At 58.5% G+C, this 20,990-nt stretch carries 18 protein-coding genes; 10 read left to right on the top strand and 8 right to left on the bottom strand.

Annotated features, from left to right (window positions below; all coding sequences use genetic code 11):
- Positions 1-143: 143 nt before the first annotated feature.
- Positions 144-1,298, top strand: coding sequence for an acetylornithine deacetylase (argE, locus tag DQN55_RS21010; RefSeq protein ID WP_048383997.1), 1,155 nt, complete (start codon positions 144-146; stop codon positions 1,296-1,298).
- A gap of 135 nt (positions 1,299-1,433) precedes the next feature.
- Positions 1,434-2,732, top strand: coding sequence for an amino-acid N-acetyltransferase (gene argA / locus DQN55_RS21005; RefSeq protein WP_048383999.1), 1,299 nt, complete (start codon positions 1,434-1,436; stop codon positions 2,730-2,732).
- A 124-nt stretch (positions 2,733-2,856) separates the two neighbouring features.
- Here the strand turns inward: argA and DQN55_RS21000 are convergent, their stop codons facing one another.
- The 4 genes from DQN55_RS21000 to DQN55_RS20985 all read right to left on the bottom strand — a co-directional run bounded on the left by DQN55_RS21000 (position 2,857) and on the right by DQN55_RS20985 (position 7,475).
- Positions 2,857-2,961 (bottom strand): DUF3077 domain-containing protein, encoded by a 105-nt coding sequence (locus DQN55_RS21000; RefSeq protein WP_328587167.1) that lies wholly within the window; start codon positions 2,959-2,961, stop codon positions 2,857-2,859.
- 26 nt (positions 2,962-2,987) lie between these two features.
- Positions 2,988-4,571 (bottom strand): glutamate--cysteine ligase, encoded by a 1,584-nt coding sequence (gene gshA, locus DQN55_RS20995; protein WP_048384000.1) that lies wholly within the window; start codon positions 4,569-4,571, stop codon positions 2,988-2,990.
- A gap of 199 nt (positions 4,572-4,770) precedes the next feature.
- Entirely contained in the window at positions 4,771-5,154 is a 384-nt protein-coding gene (locus DQN55_RS20990; RefSeq protein ID WP_048384002.1) for a PaaI family thioesterase, read from the bottom strand.
- Positions 5,154-7,475, bottom strand: coding sequence for a Tex family protein (locus DQN55_RS20985; RefSeq protein WP_048384003.1), 2,322 nt, complete (start codon positions 7,473-7,475; stop codon positions 5,154-5,156). Before DQN55_RS20985 ends, DQN55_RS20990 begins: the two co-directional genes overlap by 1 nt.
- Before the next feature lie 358 nt (positions 7,476-7,833).
- On the opposite strand from DQN55_RS20985, the gene ompR reads away from it, so the two are divergent.
- The gene (ompR, locus tag DQN55_RS20980) at positions 7,834-8,574 is read left to right on the top strand and encodes an osmolarity response regulator transcription factor OmpR (RefSeq protein ID WP_048384004.1); all 741 of its coding nucleotides are present in this window, start codon (positions 7,834-7,836) and stop codon (positions 8,572-8,574) included.
- Between the two features lie 113 nt (positions 8,575-8,687).
- Positions 8,688-10,001: an ATP-binding protein gene (locus DQN55_RS20975; RefSeq protein WP_048384005.1), complete on the top strand. Its 1,314-nt coding sequence runs from the start codon at positions 8,688-8,690 to the stop codon at positions 9,999-10,001.
- A gap of 114 nt (positions 10,002-10,115) precedes the next feature.
- Here the strand turns inward: DQN55_RS20975 and rimK are convergent, their stop codons facing one another.
- Positions 10,116-11,021 carry a 30S ribosomal protein S6--L-glutamate ligase gene (gene rimK, locus DQN55_RS20970; protein WP_048384007.1) on the bottom strand — a complete coding sequence of 302 codons (906 nt, stop codon included), beginning with the start codon at positions 11,019-11,021 and terminating at the stop codon, positions 10,116-10,118.
- A complete protein-coding gene (rimB, locus tag DQN55_RS20965) occupies positions 11,018-11,500 on the bottom strand; it encodes a retropepsin-like aspartic endopeptidase RimB (protein WP_048384009.1) in 483 nt (160 codons plus the stop codon). Before rimB ends, rimK begins: the two co-directional genes overlap by 4 nt.
- A gap of 230 nt (positions 11,501-11,730) precedes the next feature.
- Here rimB and DQN55_RS20960 point away from each other — a divergent pair, with 230 nt between their 5' ends.
- The 3 genes from DQN55_RS20960 to DQN55_RS20950 all read left to right on the top strand — a co-directional run bounded on the left by DQN55_RS20960 (position 11,731) and on the right by DQN55_RS20950 (position 14,930).
- A complete protein-coding gene (locus DQN55_RS20960) occupies positions 11,731-12,138 on the top strand; it encodes an RNA-binding S4 domain-containing protein (protein ID WP_048384011.1) in 408 nt (135 codons plus the stop codon).
- Between the two features lie 168 nt (positions 12,139-12,306).
- Positions 12,307-13,209 carry an Hsp33 family molecular chaperone HslO gene (gene hslO, locus DQN55_RS20955; protein ID WP_048384012.1) on the top strand — a complete coding sequence of 301 codons (903 nt, stop codon included), beginning with the start codon at positions 12,307-12,309 and terminating at the stop codon, positions 13,207-13,209.
- A 179-nt stretch (positions 13,210-13,388) separates the two neighbouring features.
- Complete coding sequence (locus DQN55_RS20950) at positions 13,389-14,930, top strand: phosphoenolpyruvate carboxykinase (protein WP_048384013.1); 1,542 nt, start codon at positions 13,389-13,391, stop codon at positions 14,928-14,930.
- A 66-nt stretch (positions 14,931-14,996) separates the two neighbouring features.
- On the opposite strand, the gene DQN55_RS20945 is transcribed toward DQN55_RS20950, so the two are convergent.
- Positions 14,997-15,347, bottom strand: coding sequence for a DUF1493 family protein (locus DQN55_RS20945; protein ID WP_048384014.1), 351 nt, complete (start codon positions 15,345-15,347; stop codon positions 14,997-14,999).
- Between the two features lie 537 nt (positions 15,348-15,884).
- Between DQN55_RS20945 and DQN55_RS20935 the strand changes: the two genes are divergently transcribed.
- Positions 15,885-17,822, top strand: a complete 1,938-nt coding sequence (locus tag DQN55_RS20935; protein WP_048384015.1) for a RecQ family ATP-dependent DNA helicase — start codon at positions 15,885-15,887, stop codon at positions 17,820-17,822.
- 171 nt (positions 17,823-17,993) lie between these two features.
- Here the strand turns inward: DQN55_RS20935 and DQN55_RS20930 are convergent, their stop codons facing one another.
- On the bottom strand, positions 17,994-19,358 hold the full coding sequence (locus DQN55_RS20930) for a formimidoylglutamate deiminase (RefSeq protein WP_048384041.1): 1,365 nt from the start codon (positions 19,356-19,358) through the stop codon (positions 17,994-17,996).
- Positions 19,359-19,503: 145 nt separating this feature from the next.
- On the opposite strand from DQN55_RS20930, the gene hutC reads away from it, so the two are divergent.
- Both hutC and DQN55_RS20920 read left to right on the top strand, forming a co-directional pair.
- Positions 19,504-20,214, top strand: a complete 711-nt coding sequence (gene hutC / locus DQN55_RS20925; RefSeq protein ID WP_172601068.1) for a histidine utilization repressor — start codon at positions 19,504-19,506, stop codon at positions 20,212-20,214.
- A complete protein-coding gene (locus DQN55_RS20920; protein ID WP_048384019.1) occupies positions 20,211-20,789 on the top strand; it encodes a HutD/Ves family protein in 579 nt (192 codons plus the stop codon). Before hutC ends, DQN55_RS20920 begins: the two co-directional genes overlap by 4 nt.
- Positions 20,790-20,990: the final 201 nt, after the last annotated feature.

Below are 20,990 nucleotides of genomic sequence, written 5' to 3'. Positions count from 1 at the left end.
AGGATCGGTGCGCAGCCGGGAAAAGTGTGGCTGCCAAGGCCGTGCAGTGTACAGGACAAGCCGGCCTGGCGGGCCGCGCGGGTTTATTCTGCAGCACAGATGGCTCTATGATGGGACTTGCCCAGCTAACAGGATGTCAGCGCATGCCTTTACCTTCCCTGAAAGAGCAATTCGCTGCCTTGATTGGCACGCCGTCGGTCAGTTGCACCCAAGCCCATCTGGATCAATCCAATCGTGCCGTTATCGACTTGCTGGCCACCTGGCTCGCTGAATTGGGTTTCAGTTGCGATATCCAGCAGGTCAGTCCCGGCAAATTCAATTTGCTCGCCAGTTTTGGCAGCGGGCCCGGCGGGCTGGTGCTGGCAGGTCACAGCGACACCGTGCCCTACGATGAAGCACTGTGGCAGACCGATCCGCTCATGTTGACCGAAGTCGATAATCGCTGGGTTGGCCTGGGCAGTTGCGACATGAAAGGTTTTTTCGCCCTGATCATCGAAGCCGTTCGCCCGCTGCTCGATCAACCGTTCAAGCAACCGCTGCTGATTCTTGCCACCTGCGACGAAGAAACTTCCATGGCCGGCGCCAGGGCCCTGGTTGAAGCGGGCCGTCCGCTGGGGCGTGTGGCGATCATTGGCGAGCCCACCGGGCTCAAGCCGATCCGCATGCACAAGGGCGTGATGATGGAGCGTATCGACATTTTGGGGCGTAGCGGCCACTCGTCCGATCCAAGCCTGGGCCACAGCGCCCTGGAAGCCATGCATGATGCCATCAGCGAGTTGAAAGGCCTGCGTCAGCAATGGCTGCACGAATATCGCAACTCCCAGTTCAGTGTGCCGCAGCCGACCCTGAACTTCGGCTGCATCCACGGTGGCGATAATCCCAACCGGATTTGCGGTCAATGTTCGCTGGAGTTCGACCTGCGACCTTTGCCGGGGATGGACCCGAACGCATTGCGTGCAATCATTCGCAGCAAGCTGCAGCCTTTGGCCGAGCGGCATCAAGTGAAGATCGATTTTGCCCCGATTGCGGCCGGTGTGCCGCCGTTCGAACAGGCCGCCGATGCCGAGTTGGTGCGTGTCGCCGAGCGCCTCACTGGGCATCGCGCCGAAGCAGTAGCGTTTGGCACCGAAGCGCCTTATCTTCAGCAGCTTGGCTGCGAAACCGTGGTGCTGGGCCCGGGCGACATCGCCTGCGCGCATCAGCCGGGGGAATACCTCGAAATGTCACGTTTGCAGCCGACAGTGCGTCTATTAAGTCAACTGATCACCCACTATTGCCTGACCCCTTCGGCGCAGTAAATCGCCGATGCCCAGGTCCGTACACACAAGGAGAGCACGCGTGTCGCCAAGACTGTTTCGACGATAACTATCAGCCCGTTGTGCGTTAGCTGTTTCTCCCCTTTTTAGGCGGCTCATTTTTTACAGGCTTTAGTTATGCCCGATTACGTTAACTGGCTGCGTCACGCGTCTCCCTACATCAACGCCCACCGCGATTGCACTTTCGTGGTCATGCTCCCCGGCGACGGTGTGGCGCATTCCAACTTTGGCAATATCGTTCACGACCTGGTGCTGTTGCACAGCCTGGGTGTGCGGTTGGTGCTGGTCCATGGTTCGCGCCCGCAAATCGAAAGCCGCCTCGAAGCCCGGGGTCTGGTTCCGCATTACCACAAGGGCATGCGCATCACCGATGCACCGACCCTGGAATGTGTGATCGACGCCGTAGGCCAGTTGCGCATAGCGATTGAAGCGCGCTTGTCGATGGACATGGCGTCATCGCCGATGCAAGGGTCGCGCTTGCGTGTCGCCAGCGGCAACCTGGTCACCGCACGCCCGATCGGGGTGCTGGATGGTGTGGACTATCACCACACCGGCGAAGTGCGCCGGGTTGATCGCAAGGGCATCAATCGCTTGCTGGATGAGCGTTCGATCGTGCTGCTTTCGCCATTGGGTTACTCACCGACCGGTGAAATTTTCAATTTGGCCTGTGAAGATGTCGCCACCCGTGCGGCCATCGACCTGGGCGCAGACAAACTGCTGCTGTTCGGCGCTGAATCGGGTTTGCTCGACGAGCAAGGGCGATTGGTACGCGAGTTGCGCCCCCAGCAGGTGCCGGCTCACATGCGGCGTCTGGGCAGCGATTACCAGGCCGAATTGCTCGAAGCTGCGGCTGAGGCGTGCAGTGGCGGCGTGGCCCGCAGCCATATCGTCAGCTACGCCGAAGATGGCGCGCTGCTGACCGAGTTGTTCACCCGCAATGGTGGCGGCACGCTGGTGGCGCAAGAGCAGTTTGAAGTGACGCGTGAAGCGGCGATTGAAGACGTTGGCGGCTTGCTCGACCTGATCAGCCCGCTGGAAGAGCAGGGCATTCTGGTGCGCCGCTCGCGGGAAGTGCTGGAACGCGAGATCGAACAGTTCAGCGTGGTTGAGCGTGAAGGCATGATCATCGCCTGTGCGGCGCTGTACCAGATTGCCGATTCGGACGCGGGTGAGCTGGCGTGCCTGGCGGTGAATCCGGAGTACCGTCATGGTCGTCGTGGCGATGAACTGCTGGAACGCATCGAAAACCGTGCGCGGACGCAGGGCTTGAAGACCTTGTTCGTCCTCACGACCCGTACTGCCCATTGGTTCCGTGAGCGCGGCTTTGAGCCAAGCAGCGTGGAGCGCCTGCCAGCGGCGCGGGCCTCGCTGTACAACTTCCAGCGTAATTCGAAGATCTTCGAGAAAGCTCTTTAAAGCCACACCCTTCTGCATGAGCGAGCGTGCTCGCGACAGGATCAGCGCGGTCTGTCATCCCAACCGCGTTGTCTGCATCGCGAGCAAGCTCGCTCCTACAGGGTTGTGGTGTGTCTGCGGCCCCTCAAAACTCCTGCAAACACAGTTCATCGATCACGGCCTTGCCCATGTCGCACAAATAGTGCGAAGCCCAGGCATGACGCTCCCCCGTCTTTATCCAGCGCGGCATCGAGTGCCAGCTTTTTGGCGCAATACTCAATTACTGATCGCCAGAATGCTCGCTTGGTACGAGGCTACAAACAGGTCGAAGTCGCCTTCTTCCTTTTGTTCGGTCTCGGTTTGTTCGAGCAAGGACTGACGGGCTTTTTCTTCGAAAGCAGCCAGGTCTTCAGGGCTTAGCGGTTCGCTGCGGAAGAACTCGGCGTGCGCCAGACTCTGGCGCATCGAGAACTGGGCGAAGCTTTCCTTGTGCTCGACCATGCTGGCCAGGACTTTGGCTGACGGGGTCAGCGATACGTCCTTGACCTTGTTCAGTTGTTCATTCAGCGCTTTGCTGTGCAGGTCGCTGCCGTGGCTTTGATCGAGCAAGGCCGCCAGTGGGGCAATGCGTTCCATCAGCTCGGTGGCCCATTCCTTCATGTCGACGGCTTGGCCGTCGCGCTGCAATTGCAGGCCCGGACGGCGACCTTCCTTGACCACGCTCAAGAAGTTCGAGGTGCAGCTGCCACAGGCCGAACTGTCGAATTGCGGGCTTTCTTCCAGCGCGCAATACAGCAGGAAGGCGTCCAGGAAGCGGGATTCCGGCAGATCAATGCCCACGGGAAGGAACGGGTTGATGTCGAGCAGACGCACTTCAACGTATTGCACGCCACGCGACACCAGGGCCTGGATCGGACGTTCGCCGGTATAGGTCACGCGCTTGGGGCGGATGTTGGAGTAGTACTCGTTTTCGATTTGCAGGATGTTGGTGTTCAGTTGTACCCACTCGCCATCCTTGTGCGTACCGATTTCGACGTAGGGTGCATAAGGCGTGGCGACGGCTTTGCGCAGGCTGTCGGTGTAACTGTCGAGGTCGTTGTAGCACGGCGTCAAACCGGCCTGGGCATTGCTCTGGTAGCCCAGGTCGCTCATGCGCAGGCTGGTGGCATACGGCAGGTAAAGCGTTTCGGCATCCAGCTGTTCCAGCTGATGTGCACGACCGCGCAGGAAGCCGGCATCCAGTGCAGGCGAGGCGCCAAACAGGTACATCAGCAGCCAGCTGTAGCGGCGGAAGTTACGAATCAGCGCGATGTAGGCGCTCGACTGGTAGTCGCGGTCGGTGCCGACAAAACCTTCGGCCTGCTTGAGTACGGGCCACAGCGCTTCGGGCAGCGAGAAGTTGTAATGGATCCCGGCGATGCACTGCATGGTCTTGCCGTAACGCAGCGCCAGGCCCTTGCGATAAACGTACTTGAGCTGCCCGATATTGGACGTGCCGTAGTACGCGATCGGGATATCTTCTTCGGCCGGCAACGGGCACGGCATCGAAGGGCTCCACAGGTACTCGTCGCCGAGCTTGCTGTAGGCAAAGCGATGGATCTTGTCGAGGCTGGCCAGCGTGTCTGCCGGGTCTGGCAGGGCCGGGGTGATGAATTCCAGCAGCGACTCGGAATAGTCGGTGGTGATCTGATCGTTGGTCAGGGCCGAGCCCAGTTCTTCGGGGTGCGGGGTCTGCGCCAAACGGGCATCCGCGGTAACGCGCAAGCATTCACGTTCGATACCGTGCAGGCATTGCCCCAGCAAGGTGAGATGAGTGTGCTCGCTGAGCAGAGCCAGGCGGCGGTTGAGAAGTTGGCTCAAGTTGGATTCCTTCACGCGTCAGTCGCCCCAATATGGGGGTGGTCAGGACGGTCTACAAGGGTGAAGTTGAAACTGGCGTGGTCGCCTGGCGTTGGTAAGTAAAACGTTGTTGCATGCCTGTATTCGGCCCTTGGCGCTCCGAGCGCATTTCAGCACCGCATTTGCAGTGCCGAAATTAACTCAAATGACCCAGGGACCGCTACAGGACAGCGAAGGTGCCTTGTGCTTTTGCGACCAGCTTGTCGCCTTGCAACACGTCAGCTTCGACCACCAGCGTGCGTCTGCCCGGGTGGATGACTTTGGCGATGCACAGCACATCGCCTTCAGACACGGCCCGCATGTAGTTGATCTTGCACTCGATGGTGGCGCTCTGCTGGTCGAAGCCGTGGGAGCTGGAGCACGCCAGGCCCATGCTGATATCAACCAGGCTGAACAGGGCGCCTCCGTGCAGCTTGCCGGCGCGGTTGCGCAGCTGAGGTTCCAGGCTCAGCGCAACGTGCGCTACGCCGTTTTCCACAGACTGCACGCGGCAACCGATTAATGTGCTGTAGGCACTTTGGGTCAGGCTATCGGGGAGCGACATTAGCGTTTCTTCAACTGTTTGGCGTTGGCAAACAGCGAAGCCATCGCATTATTGCTCGGCGCGGCGGCAACGCTTTCTTTGCGTGGCGCCGTGTTGTGCTGGCGTGGGGCCGAGCCGGGGCGTGCGCCGCGAGCACCGTCGATTTTCTCGCCGGGGGTGTCGCTCATGCGCATCGACAGGCCGACACGTTTGCGCGGGATGTCGATTTCCATGACCTTGACCTTGACCACGTCACCGGCTTTCACGGCTTCACGCGGGTCTTTGATGAACTTCTCGGACAAGGCCGAGATGTGCACCAGACCGTCCTGGTGTACGCCGATATCGACGAAGGCCCCAAAGTTGGTCACGTTGGTGACGACACCTTCCAGAATCATCCCTAGTTGCAGGTCTTTGAGGTCTTCGACGCCTTCCTGGAATTCGGCAGTCTTGAATTCAGGGCGGGGGTCGCGACCGGGTTTTTCCAGCTCTTGCAGGATGTCGGTGACCGTTGGCAGGCCGAAAGTTTCATCGGTGAATTTCTTGGGATCAAGGCGTTTGAGGAAGCTGGCGTCACCGATCAGCGAGCGAATGTCGCGCTCGGTGTCCGAAGCAATGCGCTTGACCAGCGGGTAGGCTTCCGGGTGAACGGCCGAGCTGTCCAGAGGGTTGTCGCCATTCATCACACGCAAAAAGCCTGCGGCTTGTTCGAAGGTTTTTTCGCCCAGACGGCTGACTTTCTTCAGCGCTGCCCGGGTTTTGAACGCGCCGTTTTCGTCACGATGATTGACGATGTTTTGTGCCAGTGTGGCGTTGAGCCCGGAAATACGGGCCAGCAGCGCGACTGACGCCGTGTTCACGTCCACGCCGACGGCGTTCACGCAGTCTTCAACCACCGCGTCCAGCCCGCGTGCCAGCTTGAGCTGGGACACGTCGTGCTGGTATTGACCGACGCCGATGGATTTCGGATCGATCTTCACCAGTTCGGCCAGTGGATCTTGCAGGCGTCGGGCAATCGACACCGCACCACGGATCGATACGTCCAGATCGGGAAATTCCTTGGCGGCCAGTTCCGACGCCGAGTACACCGAGGCACCTGCTTCCGAAACCATCACTTTGGTGACTTTCAGTGCCGGGTATTTTTTGGCCAGATCGGCCACCAGTTTGTCGCTTTCACGGCTGGCGGTGCCGTTGCCAATGGCGATCAGCTCAACCGAATGCTTGGCGCACAGGGCGGCCATGACGGCGATGGTCTGGTCCCACTTGTTGTGCGGTACGTGGGGGTAGACGGTGGCGTACTCGAGCAGTTTGCCCGTGGCATCGACCACGGCCAGTTTGCAGCCGGTGCGCAGGCCCGGGTCCAGGCCGAGGGTTGCACGCGGGCCCGCGGGAGCGGACAGCAGCAAGTCATGCAGGTTGTGGGCGAACACATTGATCGCTTCGGTTTCTGCGGCGTCACGCAGTTCACCCAGCAAGTCGGTTTCGAGGTGGGTGTACAGCTTGACCTTCCAGGTCCAGCGCACCACTTCACTCAGCCATTTGTCTGCCGGGCGGTTTTGATTCTGCAGGCCGAAGCGCTCGGCGATCATCATCTCCCCGGGGTGCATGCTGCCGGGCAGCTCTTCACCCACTTTGAGCGAGGAGCTGAGAATCCCTTCGTTGCGGCCACGGAAAATCGCCAGTGCGCGGTGCGACGGCATGCTTTTGAGCGGCTCGTCGTGTTCGAAGTAGTCGCGGAACTTGGCGCCTTCCTCTTCCTTGCCCGGGATCACACGGGCGCTGAGGGTGGCTTCCTGCTTCAGGAAGCTGCGCAGCTTGTCCAGCAGGCTGGCGTCTTCAGCGAAGCGCTCCATGAGGATGTACTTGGCGCCATCGAGTGCTGCCTTGACGTCGGCGACCCCTTTTTCGGCGTCGACAAAGCGTGCGGCTTCGGTTTCAGGGCTCAGGCCAGGATCGTTGAACAGGCCGTCAGCCAGCTCGCCGAGGCCGGCTTCCAGGGCGATCTGGCCCTTGGTGCGGCGCTTTTGCTTGTACGGCAGATACAAGTCTTCGAGGCGGGTCTTGGTGTCAGCGAGCTTGATGTCGCGGGCCAGCTCGGGGGTCAATTTTCCTTGCTCTTCGATGCTGGCGAGGATGCTGATACGCCGTTCGTCGAGTTCACGCAGGTAGCGCAGGCGTTCTTCCAGATGGCGTAACTGGGTGTCATCCAGGCTGCCTGTCACTTCCTTACGGTAGCGAGAAATGAAGGGTACGGTGGAGCCTTCATCCAGAAGAGCGACGGCCGCTTCGACCTGCTGCGGGCGCACGCCAAGTTCTTCGGCGATGCGGCTGTTGATGCTGTCCATAAATCCACCTGACAAATTGTGATGCAGGCTCGCACGCCCGGGCTTTAAGGCTTGCGAGGCTGGTTGAGCGGCCTGGAAGGCACCGCTACCTGGGCCAAAAGGGCAGCCTGTTGACCCGCGAAATCAGAAAATTACGGCGTCCGTTGAAAAAATAAATCCTGCCGCAATCATTAAAAATCCAAGATTGCCTGACACAAAAGGCGGCGCATTATAACCAGCGTTCCCGGATTCAGGGGACAGCGCGCTGTGCTTGCAATGATCCTGGTGCTGGTTGTGAAGGAAAAATCTGCTAACAATGCACACGATGCGTATAACAGCAGCTAAGCCATAATGCGCGCCGAGATCAAAGGAGCATCCAATGAGCAGCACTGCACAAACTGCTGAAGGCGAAAAAATCCTCATCGTTGATGACGATCCCGGGCTGAGCAGCCTGCTGGAACGTTTCTTCGTCAGCAAGGGCTATCGTGCCCGCGCTGTGCCTAACGTTGAACAAATGGACCGTTTGCTGGCACGCGAGGTGTTCAACCTTGTGGTGCTGGACCTGATGCTGCCCGGTGAAGATGGCCTGTCAGCCTGCCGCCGTCTGCGCGCAGCGAACAATCGGGTACCGATCATCATGCTCACCGCCAAGGGCGATGAGTTGAGTCGTATCAAGGGCCTGGAACTGGGTGCCGACGACTACCTGGCCAAACCGTTCAACCCTGATGAGCTGATGGCCCGGGTGCGTGCGGTATTGCGCCGTCAATCGGCTCCGGTGCCGGGTGCACCGGGCAGCGAAGACGAAAGCGTCACCTTCGGTGATTACGAATTGTCGCTGGCAACCCGTGAGCTCAAGCGTGGCGATGAAGTTCACATGCTCACCACCGGTGAGTTCGCGGTGCTCAAAGCTCTGGTCATGCATGCCCGCGAGCCGTTGACCCGCGACAAGCTGATGAACCTGGCGCGTGGTCGTGAATGGGATGCCCTGGAGCGTTCAATCGACGTTCAAATTTCCCGCTTGCGCCGCATGATCGAACCCGATCCTTCCAAACCGCGCTATATCCAGACTGTCTGGGGCGTAGGTTATGTGTTCGTGCCGGATGGTAATGCCGCCAAGTGATTGATCATTTGTAGGAGCGAGCCACGCAGCGTGTCCCAGCGCCAGCGTGGCTCGCGATCCAACTTTTTGCGGGTCTCCGAACTCGCTCCTGCAAAGTGTAAAAGCAGCTGTCTATGAAAACCCCTCTCTGGTTTCCCCAAAGCTTTTTCTCCCGCACTCTCTGGCTGGTCCTGATCGTTGTCCTGTTTTCCAAGGCGCTGACGCTGGTTTATCTGTTGATGAACGAGGACGTGCTGGTTGATCGCCAATACAGTCACGGCGTGGCGCTGACCCTGCGGGCTTACTGGGCTGCGGATGAAGAAGACCGCAACAAGATTGCCGATGCGGCCGGTTTGATCCGTGTCGTGGGGGGCGGTGTGCCCGAGGGCGAGCAACACTGGCCTTACAGTGAAATTTACCAGCGTCAGATGCAGGCTGAGCTGGGGGCTGACACCGAGGTCCGGCTGCGGGTGCATGCGCCGCCTGCGTTGTGGGTGCGGGCACCGAGCCTGGGTGATGGATGGCTGAAAGTCCCGCTGTACCCGCATCCGTTGCGGGGGCAGAAGATCTGGAGTGTACTGGGGTGGTTCCTGGCCATCGGGTTGTTGTCCACCGCCTCGGCGTGGATTTTCGTCAGCCAGCTCAACCAGCCATTGAAACGCCTGGTCTATGCCGCACGTCAGTTGGGGCAGGGGCGCAGTGTGCGCCTGCCGATCAGCGACACGCCCAGTGAAATGACCGAGGTGTACAGTGCATTCAACCAAATGGCTGAGGATGTCGAGCAGGCGGGTCGTGAGCGCGAGCTGATGCTGGCGGGCGTGTCCCATGATCTGCGAACCCCGCTGACGCGCTTGCGGCTGTCTCTGGAGTTGATGGGTAACCACAGTGACCTGACAGACGACATGGTGCGCGACATTGAAGACATGGACGCCATCCTAGACCAGTTTCTGGCATTTATTCGAGATGGCCGAGATGAGCCGGTCGAAGAAGTCGACCTGTGTGAACTGATCCGTGAAGTGGTGGCGCCTTACAACCAGAATGAAGAGAAAGTGCGCTTGCGGCTGCAGCCCATTCAGCCGTTTCCGCTGCGCAGGGTGTCGATGAAGCGCCTGCTCAATAACCTGATCGGCAATGCTCTGCACCATGCGGGCGAAGATGTTGAAGTGGCGGCTTATGTATCTGGAGACACCAGCGCTCCCTATGTGGTGTTGAGTGTCATGGACCGCGGCATGGGGATTGATCCTGCCGAACTCGAAGACATCTTCAATCCGTTCATTCGCGGTGACCGGGCGCGAGGCGGCAAGGGCACAGGGTTGGGCCTTGCAATCGTCAAGCGTATCGCCTCCATGCACGGTGGCAATGTCGAGTTGCGTAACCGCGCGGGTGGAGGTCTGGAAGCACGGGTGCGCTTGCCACTGGGCCTGATGCTGCCACGAGGCGCAGTGTAGTCTCGACGGGAATTCTGTAGCCGCTGCCGCAGGCTGCGATGGGGTGCGCAGCGCCCCTGTTGTTCAAGGTTCTTCGGCCCTTATCGCAGCCTGCGGCAGCGGCTACATCAGTGCTTAGCCTTTGCCTTTGGTGCGGGTCATGTTCGGGCCGCTGTTCTTCTCGAGATGCTCAATGATGATCCCGGCTACGTCCTTGCCCGTGGTGGTTTCAATACCTTCCAGCCCTGGCGATGAGTTGACCTCCAGCACCAGAGGGCCGTGGTTGGAGCGCAGGATATCAACCCCGGCCACACTCAATCCCATGACCTTGGCAGCACGGATCGCGGTCATGCGCTCTTCGGGCGTGATTTTGATCAGGCTGGCGCTGCCACCCCGATGCAGGTTGGAGCGGAACTCCCCCGGCTTGGCCTGGCGCTTCATGGCTGCGATGACCTTGTCACCCACGACAAAGCAGCGAATATCGGCGCCGCCGGCTTCCTTGATGTATTCCTGCACCATGATGTTTTGCTTGAGGCCCATGAAGGCCTCGATCACCGACTCGGCAGCGGTGGCGGTTTCGCACAGCACCACACCGATGCCTTGCGTTCCTTCCAGTACCTTGATCACCAGCGGAGCACCGTTGACCATCTCGATCAAGTCGGGGATGTCATCCGGCGAGTGGGCAAATCCGGTGACCGGCAAGCCCAGGCCGCGGCGTGACAGCAGTTGCAGCGAGCGCAACTTGTCCCGCGAACGGGCAATGGCCACCGACTCGTTGAGCGGGAAGACCCCCATCATTTCGAACTGGCGCAAGACCGCGCAGCCATAAAACGTGACCGAAGCGCCAATGCGCGGGATCACCGCGTCAAAGCCTTCGATCGGCTTGCCGCGATAGTGGATCTGCGGCTTATGACTGGCAATGTTCATATAGGCGCGCAGGGTATCGATCACTACCATTTCATGGCCTCGTTCGGTCCCGGCTTCAACCAGACGACGAGTGGAATACAGACGCGGGTTACGCGACAGCACAGCGATCTTCATGCAACACCTGTGGCAGAGGTAGTAGTGACCGGAAATACCGGCTTGTCTTGTACGTATTTGAGCCCCGGGTTAACGACCAATTGACCGTGGACCAGGGCTTTGGAGCCCAGTAGCAGGCGATAGCGCATGGATTTTCGGCAGGCGAGGGTGAATTCGACCTCCCAGACGCGATCACCCAGTGCCAGGCCCGTGCGAATCACATAGCGCACCTGCGCATGGCCGTTGGAGCTTTTAATGGTTTTCATCGCAACCAGCGGCGCTTCGCAGTGGCGGTGACGCAACTGGACCAAGGTGCCCAGATGGGCATTGAAACGAACCCATTTCACACCGTCGCGCTCGAATGGCTCGATTTCGGTAGCGTGCAGGCTGGAGGTACTGGCACCGGTGTCGATTTTCGCCCGCAGGCCCGCGACTCCCAGATCGGGAAGCGCCACCCACTCGCGCAGACCGACAACGGTCAAATGGTCAAAAGTCTTCAATATAAATAACCAGCGTTTAACGTATCCGGGCAGCAGGAGAAACCCTGCAGGTCAATCATCGGCGAGGGCTGGAAAGCCTTCAGCGGTATTCACGCAGAATATCCGGCAAATGGCGACAGTTATCTACGTGTAGGCTACTCCCGTGCTGGGCATTCTATCGGCTGGTTTGATTCCTTGGATCATCAGAAGTGGTAGTACAGTTCCGACTATTTGAAAGAAGAGGAATCCAAATGGCGCAGAAGCAGGCAGAGGACGACAAGATCCGGCTGGACAAGTGGCTATGGGCGGCACGTTTTTATAAAACCCGTGCCTTGGCCAAAGCAGCGATCGAGAGCGGCAAGGTTCACTGTCGCGGCGAGCGCTGCAAGCCGGGCAAGGAGCCACGCGTGGGCGATGAACTGCAAATTCGCGTAGGGCTTGAAGAGCGCACCGTTGAAGTCAAAGCGCTGTCTACGGTGCGGGGTGGTGCTCCACAAGCCCAGTTGCTGTACGCCGAAACCGAGCAAAGCATCGTCAAGCGTGAAAACGCAGCCGCCTTGCGCAAAGCGGGAGCGATGGGCATCAGTACGGACGGCAAGCCGACCAAGAAACAACGCCGTCAACTGCATCAATTTCATGGCGCCGGCAGTGTGGAGTGAGCCAGTCCTGAAGGCCGTACGTCGAGTCTGTGCACGTATGACTTGTAACCGTCCATGTACGGCGCCATATAGGTTTATTAGTTTGCGGGCTGTTCCCGCTGTCAGCGTTTGATTCCGCGCTTTGTTAGACTTGAACACATTTTGTCACCCATTCAGAACTCTATTCTTATGTCCGATTTACACAAAACAGATGCTACACAACGTTTCATGTTCGACAGCAATGACGCCCGCGGCGAGTTGGCTTCTCTGGAGCACAGCTACGCCGAAGTGTTGGCCAAACACAACTATCCACAGCCGGTACAACAGCTGTTGGGCGAGCTGATGGCGGCGGCTGCGTTGCTGGTGGGCAACCAGAAGATTGACGGTTTGCTTAGCCTGCAGGCCCGCTCTGAAGGCCCGGTGCCCTTGTTGATGATCGAGTGCACCAGTGAGCGTGAAATACGCGGTCTGGCACGTTTCGACGCGGACAAGATCGCGGCGGATGCCACCCTGGCAGACCTGCTGCCCAACGGCGTGTTGGCCATTACCATTGACCCGACCGTGGGCAAGCGCTACCAGGGCATCGTAGATCTGAACGGCACAACGCTGGCAGATTGCTTCACCAACTATTTTGTGATGTCCGAGCAAGTGCCGACCCGTTTCTGGCTGGTCGCTGATGGGCAGCGTGCTCGAGGCATGTTCTTGCAGCAACTGCCTGCCGACGTCATCGAAGACGAAGACGAGCGTGCCGACAGTTGGAGCAAGTTACTGATGCTGGGCGATACGCTCAAGGCCGAGGAGTTGCTGGGGCTGGATAACGAAACTATTTTGCATCGCCTCTATCACGAAGAAACAGTACGTCTGTTTGACGGTCAGGCCATTGAGTTCAAGTGCAGCTGTTCGCGTGAGCGCTCCGGTAATGCATTGACCAGCCTGGGCCTGGAAGATGCACAAAAAGTGGTCAGTGAGCACGGCGGCCATCTCGAAATTGACTGCCAATTTTGTAACGAGCGTTACCTGTTCGATGCTGCAGACGTGGATCAATTGTTTGCCGGTGCCGGGGTTGAGTCGCCTTCCGGGACTCAGCACTAAAACGTTTCAGCGCAGGTAAAACACCTGTCAAAGCCCGTTCTTACGCGGTTCTGACAGGTGGGGCCTACTCTTTTTGGGCTTTTCTGGCATAATCCGGCCCACTTTTTTCGCGGTAGTAGTGCAATTTTTTCTACTACAAAACGTTTGGCGCAATCGGCCAATGGCCGACGGGGAACCTAATGACGCAAGCTAATAACGCCGTGTACACCGATCTGAGCATCGACGATCTGGTCAAAGAAGCCCTGAGCCGTGGTGAAGGCGAGCTTGCCGACACCGGCGCACTGGTTGTCAAAACCGGACACCGTACCGGCCGTTCACCGGCTGACCGTTTCATTGTTGAAGAGCCGACCACTCAGGCTGCAATTGCCTGGGGCCCGATCAACCGCAAGTTCCCGGCTGACAAGTTCGATGCCCTGTGGGATCGCGTTGAGGCTTTCAACAACGTGCAAGAGCATTTCGTTTCCTACGTGCATGTAGGGGCTTCCGAAGACCACTACCTGGCCGTGAAAATGACCACCCAGACTGCCTGGCAGAATCTGTTCGGTCGTTGCCTGTTCATCAACCCGGCTCAGTACAACCCGGCTGGCCGTGACGAGTGGCAAGTGCTCAATGTGGCCAACTTCGAGTGCGTACCTGAGCGCGATGGCACCAACTCCGACGGTTGCGTGATTCTCAACTTCGCCCAGAAAAAAGTGCTGATCGCCGGCATGCGTTACGCCGGTGAAATGAAGAAAGCCATGTTCTCGGTGCAGAACTTCCTGCTGCCTGCTGCCGACGTACTGCCGATGCACTGCGCCGCCAACATTGGTGAAGAAGGCGATGTGACCCTGTTCTTCGGCCTGTCCGGCACCGGTAAAACCACCCTGTCCGCTGATGAAAGCCGTTACCTGATCGGTGATGATGAACACGGCTGGGGCGAAGGCGTGGTGTTCAACATCGAAGGCGGTTGCTATGCCAAGTGCATCGACCTGTCCGAGAAGAACGAGCCGGTCATCTGGAAAGCCATCAAGCACGGTGCCGTCCTGGAAAACGTTGTAATCGACGAGGCCAAGCACGCCGACTATGCCGATGTCAGCCTGACCCAGAACAGCCGTGCCGCCTATCCGCTGGAGCACGTTGCCAAGCGTTCCGAGAAGAACCTGGGCGGGGAGCCAAACGCTGTGATCTTCCTGACCTGCGACCTGACTGGCGTCTTGCCACCGGTGTCGATCCTCAGCGAAGAGCAAGCGGCTTACCACTTCCTGTCTGGCTACACCGCACTGGTGGGCTCGACTGAAATGGGTTCGGGCAGCGGCATCAAGTCGACATTCTCCACCTGCTTTGGTGCACCGTTCTTCCCGCGTCCGGCTGGCGAATACGCTGAGCTGCTGATCAAGCGCATCCGCGGCTTCGGCTCCAAGGTTTACCTGGTCAACACCGGCTGGACCGGTGGTGGCTACGGTGTTGGCAAGCGTTTCAACATCCCGACTACCCGTGCGGTGATTGCAGCGATCCAGAGCGGTGTTCTGGTTGGCGCCGAAACCGAGCACCTCGACACCATCAACCTTGACGTGCCGTTGGCCGTTCCGGGCGTCGACACTGTTCTGCTCAACCCACGCAACACGTGGGCTGACACCGCTGCCTACGACGAAGCTGCCAAAGCATTGGCTGGCCTGTTCGCTGAGAACTTCAAGAAGTTCGACGTCAGCGACGCGATCAAGGCTGCCGGCCCGAAGGCGTAAGCATTCGGCCAGTGCGTTGATCCACAAAAAAACCGCCTGAAAGGGCGGTTTTTTTGTGTCTGCGATTCAGCCTTCCAGGGTTCGCGTATCCCATTGGCCGCTCTGGATGGCCGCATACAGCATGCCGATGGTCAGTGGCACCTTGTCGCCCCGGCCTTTGGCGCTGCGCTTGAAGTGCGGGTCATTGCCCGCGGGCTGAAAATAACGGTACGCATCGTAATCGGCCAGTTCCAGCCCGAATCGTTCCTCAAGTGTTTCCATCAGGTGTTGGGCATCCGAGCCATTGCAGCCCAAGTCCCCGTTGATTGATGTCCTCAGGCTGATGGTTTTGTGTTCCGGCAGGCCGATTTCTTCATGCAGCAACTGCATCAGCTCGCGCAGGGTGTGGGTGTCAGGGAGGTCGGCGGCGAGTTTCATCATGGAAGGTCCGTAAGGCGGTTTACTTGATGTTAAGTGTGCTTTTAAAGGTGTCTTTGAACATTCTTTTGATGGTGCTGCTTTCGGTGCTGGTTAGTCGATTCCCAGAGGGTGAGTTTTATTCAGCGCCTGCATTCAACCTCTGGCATCGAGGCATTCTGACTCAGAAGATTTACACGCATAAGGAATGAGTCACCCCTCACACACAGATATGAGGTCATATCATGACACTTGCCATGCTCGCTAAAGTCGCTGCCTCTGTAACCGATCTGAAAAAGACCCCAGGGGCACCTACGTGAAAGCGGGGGATATTTCTATTATCGCTTGGTGGTTCTGGTGCTTGATGTAGGTCGACGTGATGACAATGGCGCCTGCAAAGCAGCAAAAAAACGCCTTCACTGAGGTTTTCGTCTGCATTCGAGGCATCCCGCCTGACCCTGTATCATCCCCTCTCAATTTGCCCCCGACCTTTTCTCGATCGACTGTATATCTCGCGATAAAGTTTTGCGCTTTGCAGCGGTCAATGGAGTGACAGTGATGCATAACACCCTGGAACAGGTTTTCGGCTATCCCCAGTTTCGTGCCGGGCAAGAAGCGGCGATCGGTGCCGTGCTGGACGGGCGTTCGGCGGCGGCGATTTTTCCGACGGGGTCGGGCAAGTCTTTGTGTTACCAACTGCCTGCGCTGCTCTTGCCGCACCTGACACTGGTGGTGTCGCCTCTGCTGGCGTTGATGCAGGATCAACTGGCGTTTTTGCAACGCCACGGGATTGCCGCGGCCAGTATTGATTCGGCCCAAAGCCGGGAGGACGCCAGTGCGGTGATGGCACGGGCCAAAGCCGGCGAACTGAAGATTCTGATGATTTCGGTCGAGCGCCTGAAGAACGAGCGCTTCCGTAACTTTTTGCAGCAGGTACCGATTTCATTGCTGGTGGTGGATGAAGCGCACTGTATTTCCGAATGGGGGCATAACTTCCGCCCGGATTACTTGAAGCTCCCCGACTACCAGCGCCAGTTCAACATCCCGCAGGCCTTGTTGCTGACGGCGACCGCGACGCCGAATGTGATTGCGGACATGCAGGCCAAATTTTCGATTGCAGAATCGGACGTTGTCACCACCGGTTTCTATCGCGCCAATCTCGATCTGTGGGTCGAACCCGTCTCCGGTGCCGCCAAGCGTGAGCGTCTGGTGCAGTGGATGGGCGAACGCAGCGGCCAGCCGAGCATTGTGTATGTCACCTTGCAAAAGACCGCCGAGCAGATTGCCTATCACCTGAACCAGCATGGCATCAGCGCCAACGCTTATCACGCCGGGTTGCCTCATGATCAGCGTGAAGGCATTCAGCGCCAGTTCATGAGCGGGCAATTGAATTGCATCGTGGCGACCATTGCATTTGGCATGGGGATCGATAAAAGCGATATCCGTAATGTGGTGCATTTCGACTTGCCCAAGTCGATTGAGAACTACAGTCAGGAAATTGGCCGGGCTGGGCGCGATGGCCAGCCATCCGAGTGTCTGGTGCTTGCCAATCGTGACAGCCTCAACGTGTTGGAAAACTTTGTGTACGGCGATACGCCTGAGCTGCAAGGTATCCGCTGTGTGCTCGATGAACTGCGGGCAGCGATTCCCGAAGGGCAGTGGGAATTCATGCTGTTACCTTTGTCCGATCAGAGCAATATTCGTCAGTTGCCGCTCAAAACCTTGTTGGTGCAGCTGGAATTACGGGGCCTGATTGCGCCGCGTTATGCCTACTTTGCCGAATACCGCTTCAAGTTCCTGATTGACCCTGAAGTCCTGCTGGCCAGGTTCGAGGGTGAGCGCCAGCAGTTTGTTTCAGCGATCATCCAGACCTCCAGCCGCGCCCGAACCTGGGCCACGGTCAATTTCGACGCGTTGTACGCGCAGCACCAGGCCGACCGCAATCGGGTGGTCAAAGCGCTGGATTACTTCCAGGAGAAGGGCTGGATCGAGCTTGAAAGCAAGCAAATGACAGAGGTCTACAGCGTGCTGGTGAGTGACTTCGATCCGCAAGCACTGAGTCAGGAGCTGCACCGTTACTTCACGGCCCATGAGCACGGCGAGATCGTGCGCATCCATGCAATGCTGGCGTTATTTGCCAGTGATACCTGCCTGAGCTATCGTCTGGCGCAGTATTTTGGTGACGAGCAGGCGCCGCAGCTGTGCGGGCATTGTTCGGTGTGCGCGGGTCAGGTCGCACAGTTGCCTGAGCCTCCTGCACTGTTGCCGCTTGTGGATAAAAACGTTGCAGCGCTGTGCGGCGATTTTATCCACAGGCATCAGGCGTTCGTCGGGAGTTATCCCCCGGCGGAACGCCTGACACGTTTTCTGTGCGGAATCAGTGTGCCGTTGTTTACCAAAATGAAGGCACGAGCCATTCCGGGATTTGCGGCTTTGGAAAACTATCCGTACGCCGACGTCCGTGAATGGGCTGCGAAAGAACTGCTTTCTCTGTAGATACTCTGTTGCCGATCAAGCACCGCAGCTTTGCGACTACAGATCGTAGCAGTTGCCGAGCTCAGCGAGGCTACGTCCGGCTGCGCAGCAGTCGTAAAGCCCGATTGGATGCGCCACCTCTACGGATTCCGCCCGTGTAGCCCCTGCGGCGGCTACACGGGCGGGTATTGGCTAGCCCAACAGCTCGCGCAGCACCCGGGTGAAATCGCGGCAACTGGCTTCTTCATCGGCGTGGCGGCCATCGCGAACCACCCACTGGCCGTTCACCAGCACATCGCGTACCTGGCGATCGCCGCCGGCAAACAACCAGCGATTGAGAATGGCGTCGTCCTGAGCCGTGGCCAGGTACGGGTCGTTACCGTCGAGCACCAGCCAGTCGGCGCGCTGGCCAACGGCCAGACCGGCAACCGGTTGGCCCATGGCTTGTGCACCACCGGCCAGAGCTGCGTCGTACAGGGTTCGGCCCACCATTGGCTGATCGCTGCGATACAACCGGTTACGGCGCTGATCACGCAAGCGCTGGCCATACTCCAGCCACCGCAGCTCTTCGACCACGCTTAACGAGACATGGCTGTCCGAGCCGATGCCCAGACGGCCTCCTTGGGCGAGGTAATCCACTGCCGGGAAAATACCGTCTCCCAGGTTGGCTTCGGTGGTCAGGCACAGCCCGGCTACGGCCTGGCTTTGCGCCATCAGACGGACTTCGTCAGCGTTGGCATGGGTGGCGTGCACCAGGCACCAGCGTGCATCGACATCAACATTGTCATACAGCCACTGGATGGGGCGTTTGCCGCTCCATCCCAAGCAGTCGTCGACTTCCTTTTGCTGTTCGGCAATGTGGATATGCACCGGGCAGGTCGAATCGCTGGCGTGCAAGACCTGCTGGATTTGTTCCGGGGTGACGGCGCGCAGCGAGTGGAAACACAGACCCAGCTGTTGCATCGGGTGTTGCGCCAGCAGCGGCTTGAGTTGCTGTTGCAGTTTCAGGTACTGCTCGGTGCTGTTGATAAAGCGGCGCTGACCTTCATTCGGGGTCTGGCCGCCAAAACCTGCATGGCTGTAGAGAACCGGCAGCAAGGTCAGGCCGATCCCTGTCGAACTTGCGGCTTCGCTGATGCGCAGCGCCAGCTCCGCCGGATTGGCATAGGGCTGTCCGGCGGTATCGTGATGCACGTAATGGAACTCCGCGACCGAGGTGTAACCGGCCTTGAGCATCTCGATATACAACTGACGGGCGATGACGCCGAGCTGCTCGGGGCTGATTTTACCCACCAGCCGATACATCAGGTCGCGCCAGGTCCAGAAGCTGTCATTCGGGTTGCCGGCCACTTCAGCCAAACCGGCCATTGCACGCTGGAACGCATGGGAATGCAGATTCGGCATGCCCGGCAGCAGAGGCCCGTTGAGACGTTCGGCGCCGTGTGCGTCGGCATTGGTATGAATGTGAGTCAGATAGCCTTCGGCGCTGACCTCAATACGGACATCGGTAGCCCAGCCTGTCGGTAAGAGCGCACGCTCAGCAAAAAAGACGGACATCGGTTCAGACCCCATGGTTTGTTATTTGTATATACATATACAGACGTTTGCCTGCCCGGTAAACTCCGGCAAGCTACGTCCCCTAACTCATGAACAAGGATTGCCTGTGTCGACTCCGCCTGTCGTGTCCCCGCTGGCTGCCCACATGGGCGACAGCCCGGCACCGCTTTACGCCCGAGTAAAGCAGATGATCACTCAACAAATTCAGAGTGGTAACTGGCCGCCGCATTACCGCGTGCCTTCTGAAAGCGAACTGGTCAGCCAGTTGGGTTTCAGCCGCATGACCATTAACCGTGCGCTGCGTGAGATGACCGCCGACGGCTTGTTGGTCCGCATGCAGGGTGTCGGTACATTCGTAGCTGAACCCAAAACCCAATCGGCGTTGTTTGAAGTCAACAATATCGCCGATGAAATTGCTGCACGCGGCCATCAGCACAGCTGCAAGGTCATTACCCTGGGCGAAGAAACTGCAGGCTCCGAACGTGCCGCCGTACTCGATATGCGCGAAGGGCAGAAGGTCTTTCACTCGTTGATCGTCCATTACGAAAACGGGATTGCCGTGCAAATTGAGGACCGTTTCGTGAATGCCCAGGTGGCACCGGACTACCTCAAGCAAGATTTCACTCTGCAAACGCCTTACGCCTATTTGTCCCAGGTCGCGCCGCTGACAGAAGGCGAGCACGTGGTTGAAGCGATTCTCGCTGACCCGCAAGAGTGCAAGCTGCTGCAAATCGAGCCCAGCGAGCCCTGCTTGCTGATACGCCGCCGCACATGGTCAGGCCGCCAGCCCGTGACGGCTGCCCGCCTGATTCACCCCGGTTCCCGTCATCGTCTCGAAGGACGTTTCAGTAAATGAACGAGCTGAAAGTGTTACGCGCCGCCGATTACCCGCGCATGCCCTGGAAAAATGGCGGCGGCAGTACCGAAGAAATCACCCGCGATGCCGGCGAGGGCCTTGAAGGCTTTGGCTGGCGTCTGTCGATTGCAGATATCGGCGAGTCAGGCGGGTTTTCCCGTTTTGACGGCTATCAGCGCGTGATCAGCGTGCTTCAAGGTGCGGGCATGAGCCTGGACGTTGATGGTCAATTGACCCGACCACTGTTGCCGTTCGACGCTTTCGCCTTCAAGGGTGAAAGTGCAGTCAACTGCACGCTCACGGATGGACCGATTCGCGACTTCAACCTGATCTATGCCCCTGACCGTTACAGGGCACGGTTGCAATGGCTGGACGCTGCCACGCCACAGAAGTTGTTCAGTTCGGCCCATACGGTGCTGATTTTCAGCGCCAGCGAACAGGTCTATGCGCAGCTGGGTAACACCCATCACGAACAGCTGGGGCGCTACGATTGCCTGCAGCTCAACGGCAACCATGAATTGCTGGACATCATGGTCAAGGGTCGTTGTTGCCTGATCGAGTTGAGCGCGATCTAAACCTCTGCACTGAAACTGCAGGGGCGAGCTTGCTCCTGCAGGCGACGCGATCTGCCTGATACACCCCATCGATCTGATCGCGAGCACGCACGCGCCTGCAGGTGTGGGATCAGATGATTGATTTGTTCCTCAGCCTGTTACCGAACGCCCCAAAAAGACGCATCAAGTAACAACTTTGCGTTTTACGCGTCCTCCCCCAGA

It is taken from the genome of Pseudomonas taetrolens, from assembly GCF_900475285.1.
Taxonomy (GTDB): domain Bacteria; phylum Pseudomonadota; class Gammaproteobacteria; order Pseudomonadales; family Pseudomonadaceae; genus Aquipseudomonas; species Aquipseudomonas taetrolens.
The sequence above is the reverse complement of the archived record's forward strand: the minus strand, read 5'-3'. Positions and strand labels throughout refer to the sequence as shown.

Coding starts and splice junctions, on each gene's coding strand:
- argE (WP_048383997.1), top strand. CDS start 144: ATGCCTTTACCTTCCCTGAAAGAGCAATTCGCTGCCTTGATTGGCACG.
- DQN55_RS20960 (WP_048384011.1), top strand. CDS start 11,731: ATGGCGCAGAAGCAGGCAGAGGACGACAAGATCCGGCTGGACAAGTGG.
- DQN55_RS20985 (WP_048384003.1), bottom strand. CDS start 7,475: ATGGACAGCATCAACAGCCGCATCGCCGAAGAACTTGGCGTGCGCCCG.
- DQN55_RS20935 (WP_048384015.1), top strand. CDS start 15,885: ATGCATAACACCCTGGAACAGGTTTTCGGCTATCCCCAGTTTCGTGCC.
- DQN55_RS21000 (WP_328587167.1), bottom strand. CDS start 2,961: ATGCCGCGCTGGATAAAGACGGGGGAGCGTCATGCCTGGGCTTCGCAC.
- DQN55_RS20945 (WP_048384014.1), bottom strand. CDS start 15,347: ATGAAACTCGCCGCCGACCTCCCTGACACCCACACCCTGCGCGAGCTG.
- rimK (WP_048384007.1), bottom strand. CDS start 11,021: ATGAAGATCGCTGTGCTGTCGCGTAACCCGCGTCTGTATTCCACTCGT.
- DQN55_RS20950 (WP_048384013.1), top strand. CDS start 13,389: ATGACGCAAGCTAATAACGCCGTGTACACCGATCTGAGCATCGACGAT.
- DQN55_RS20920 (WP_048384019.1), top strand. CDS start 20,211: ATGAACGAGCTGAAAGTGTTACGCGCCGCCGATTACCCGCGCATGCCC.
- DQN55_RS20990 (WP_048384002.1), bottom strand. CDS start 5,154: ATGTCGCTCCCCGATAGCCTGACCCAAAGTGCCTACAGCACATTAATC.
- ompR (WP_048384004.1), top strand. CDS start 7,834: ATGAGCAGCACTGCACAAACTGCTGAAGGCGAAAAAATCCTCATCGTT.
- hutC (WP_172601068.1), top strand. CDS start 19,504: ATGGGCGACAGCCCGGCACCGCTTTACGCCCGAGTAAAGCAGATGATC.
- DQN55_RS20930 (WP_048384041.1), bottom strand. CDS start 19,358: ATGTCCGTCTTTTTTGCTGAGCGTGCGCTCTTACCGACAGGCTGGGCT.
- argA (WP_048383999.1), top strand. CDS start 1,434: ATGCCCGATTACGTTAACTGGCTGCGTCACGCGTCTCCCTACATCAAC.
- hslO (WP_048384012.1), top strand. CDS start 12,307: ATGTCCGATTTACACAAAACAGATGCTACACAACGTTTCATGTTCGAC.
- DQN55_RS20975 (WP_048384005.1), top strand. CDS start 8,688: ATGAAAACCCCTCTCTGGTTTCCCCAAAGCTTTTTCTCCCGCACTCTC.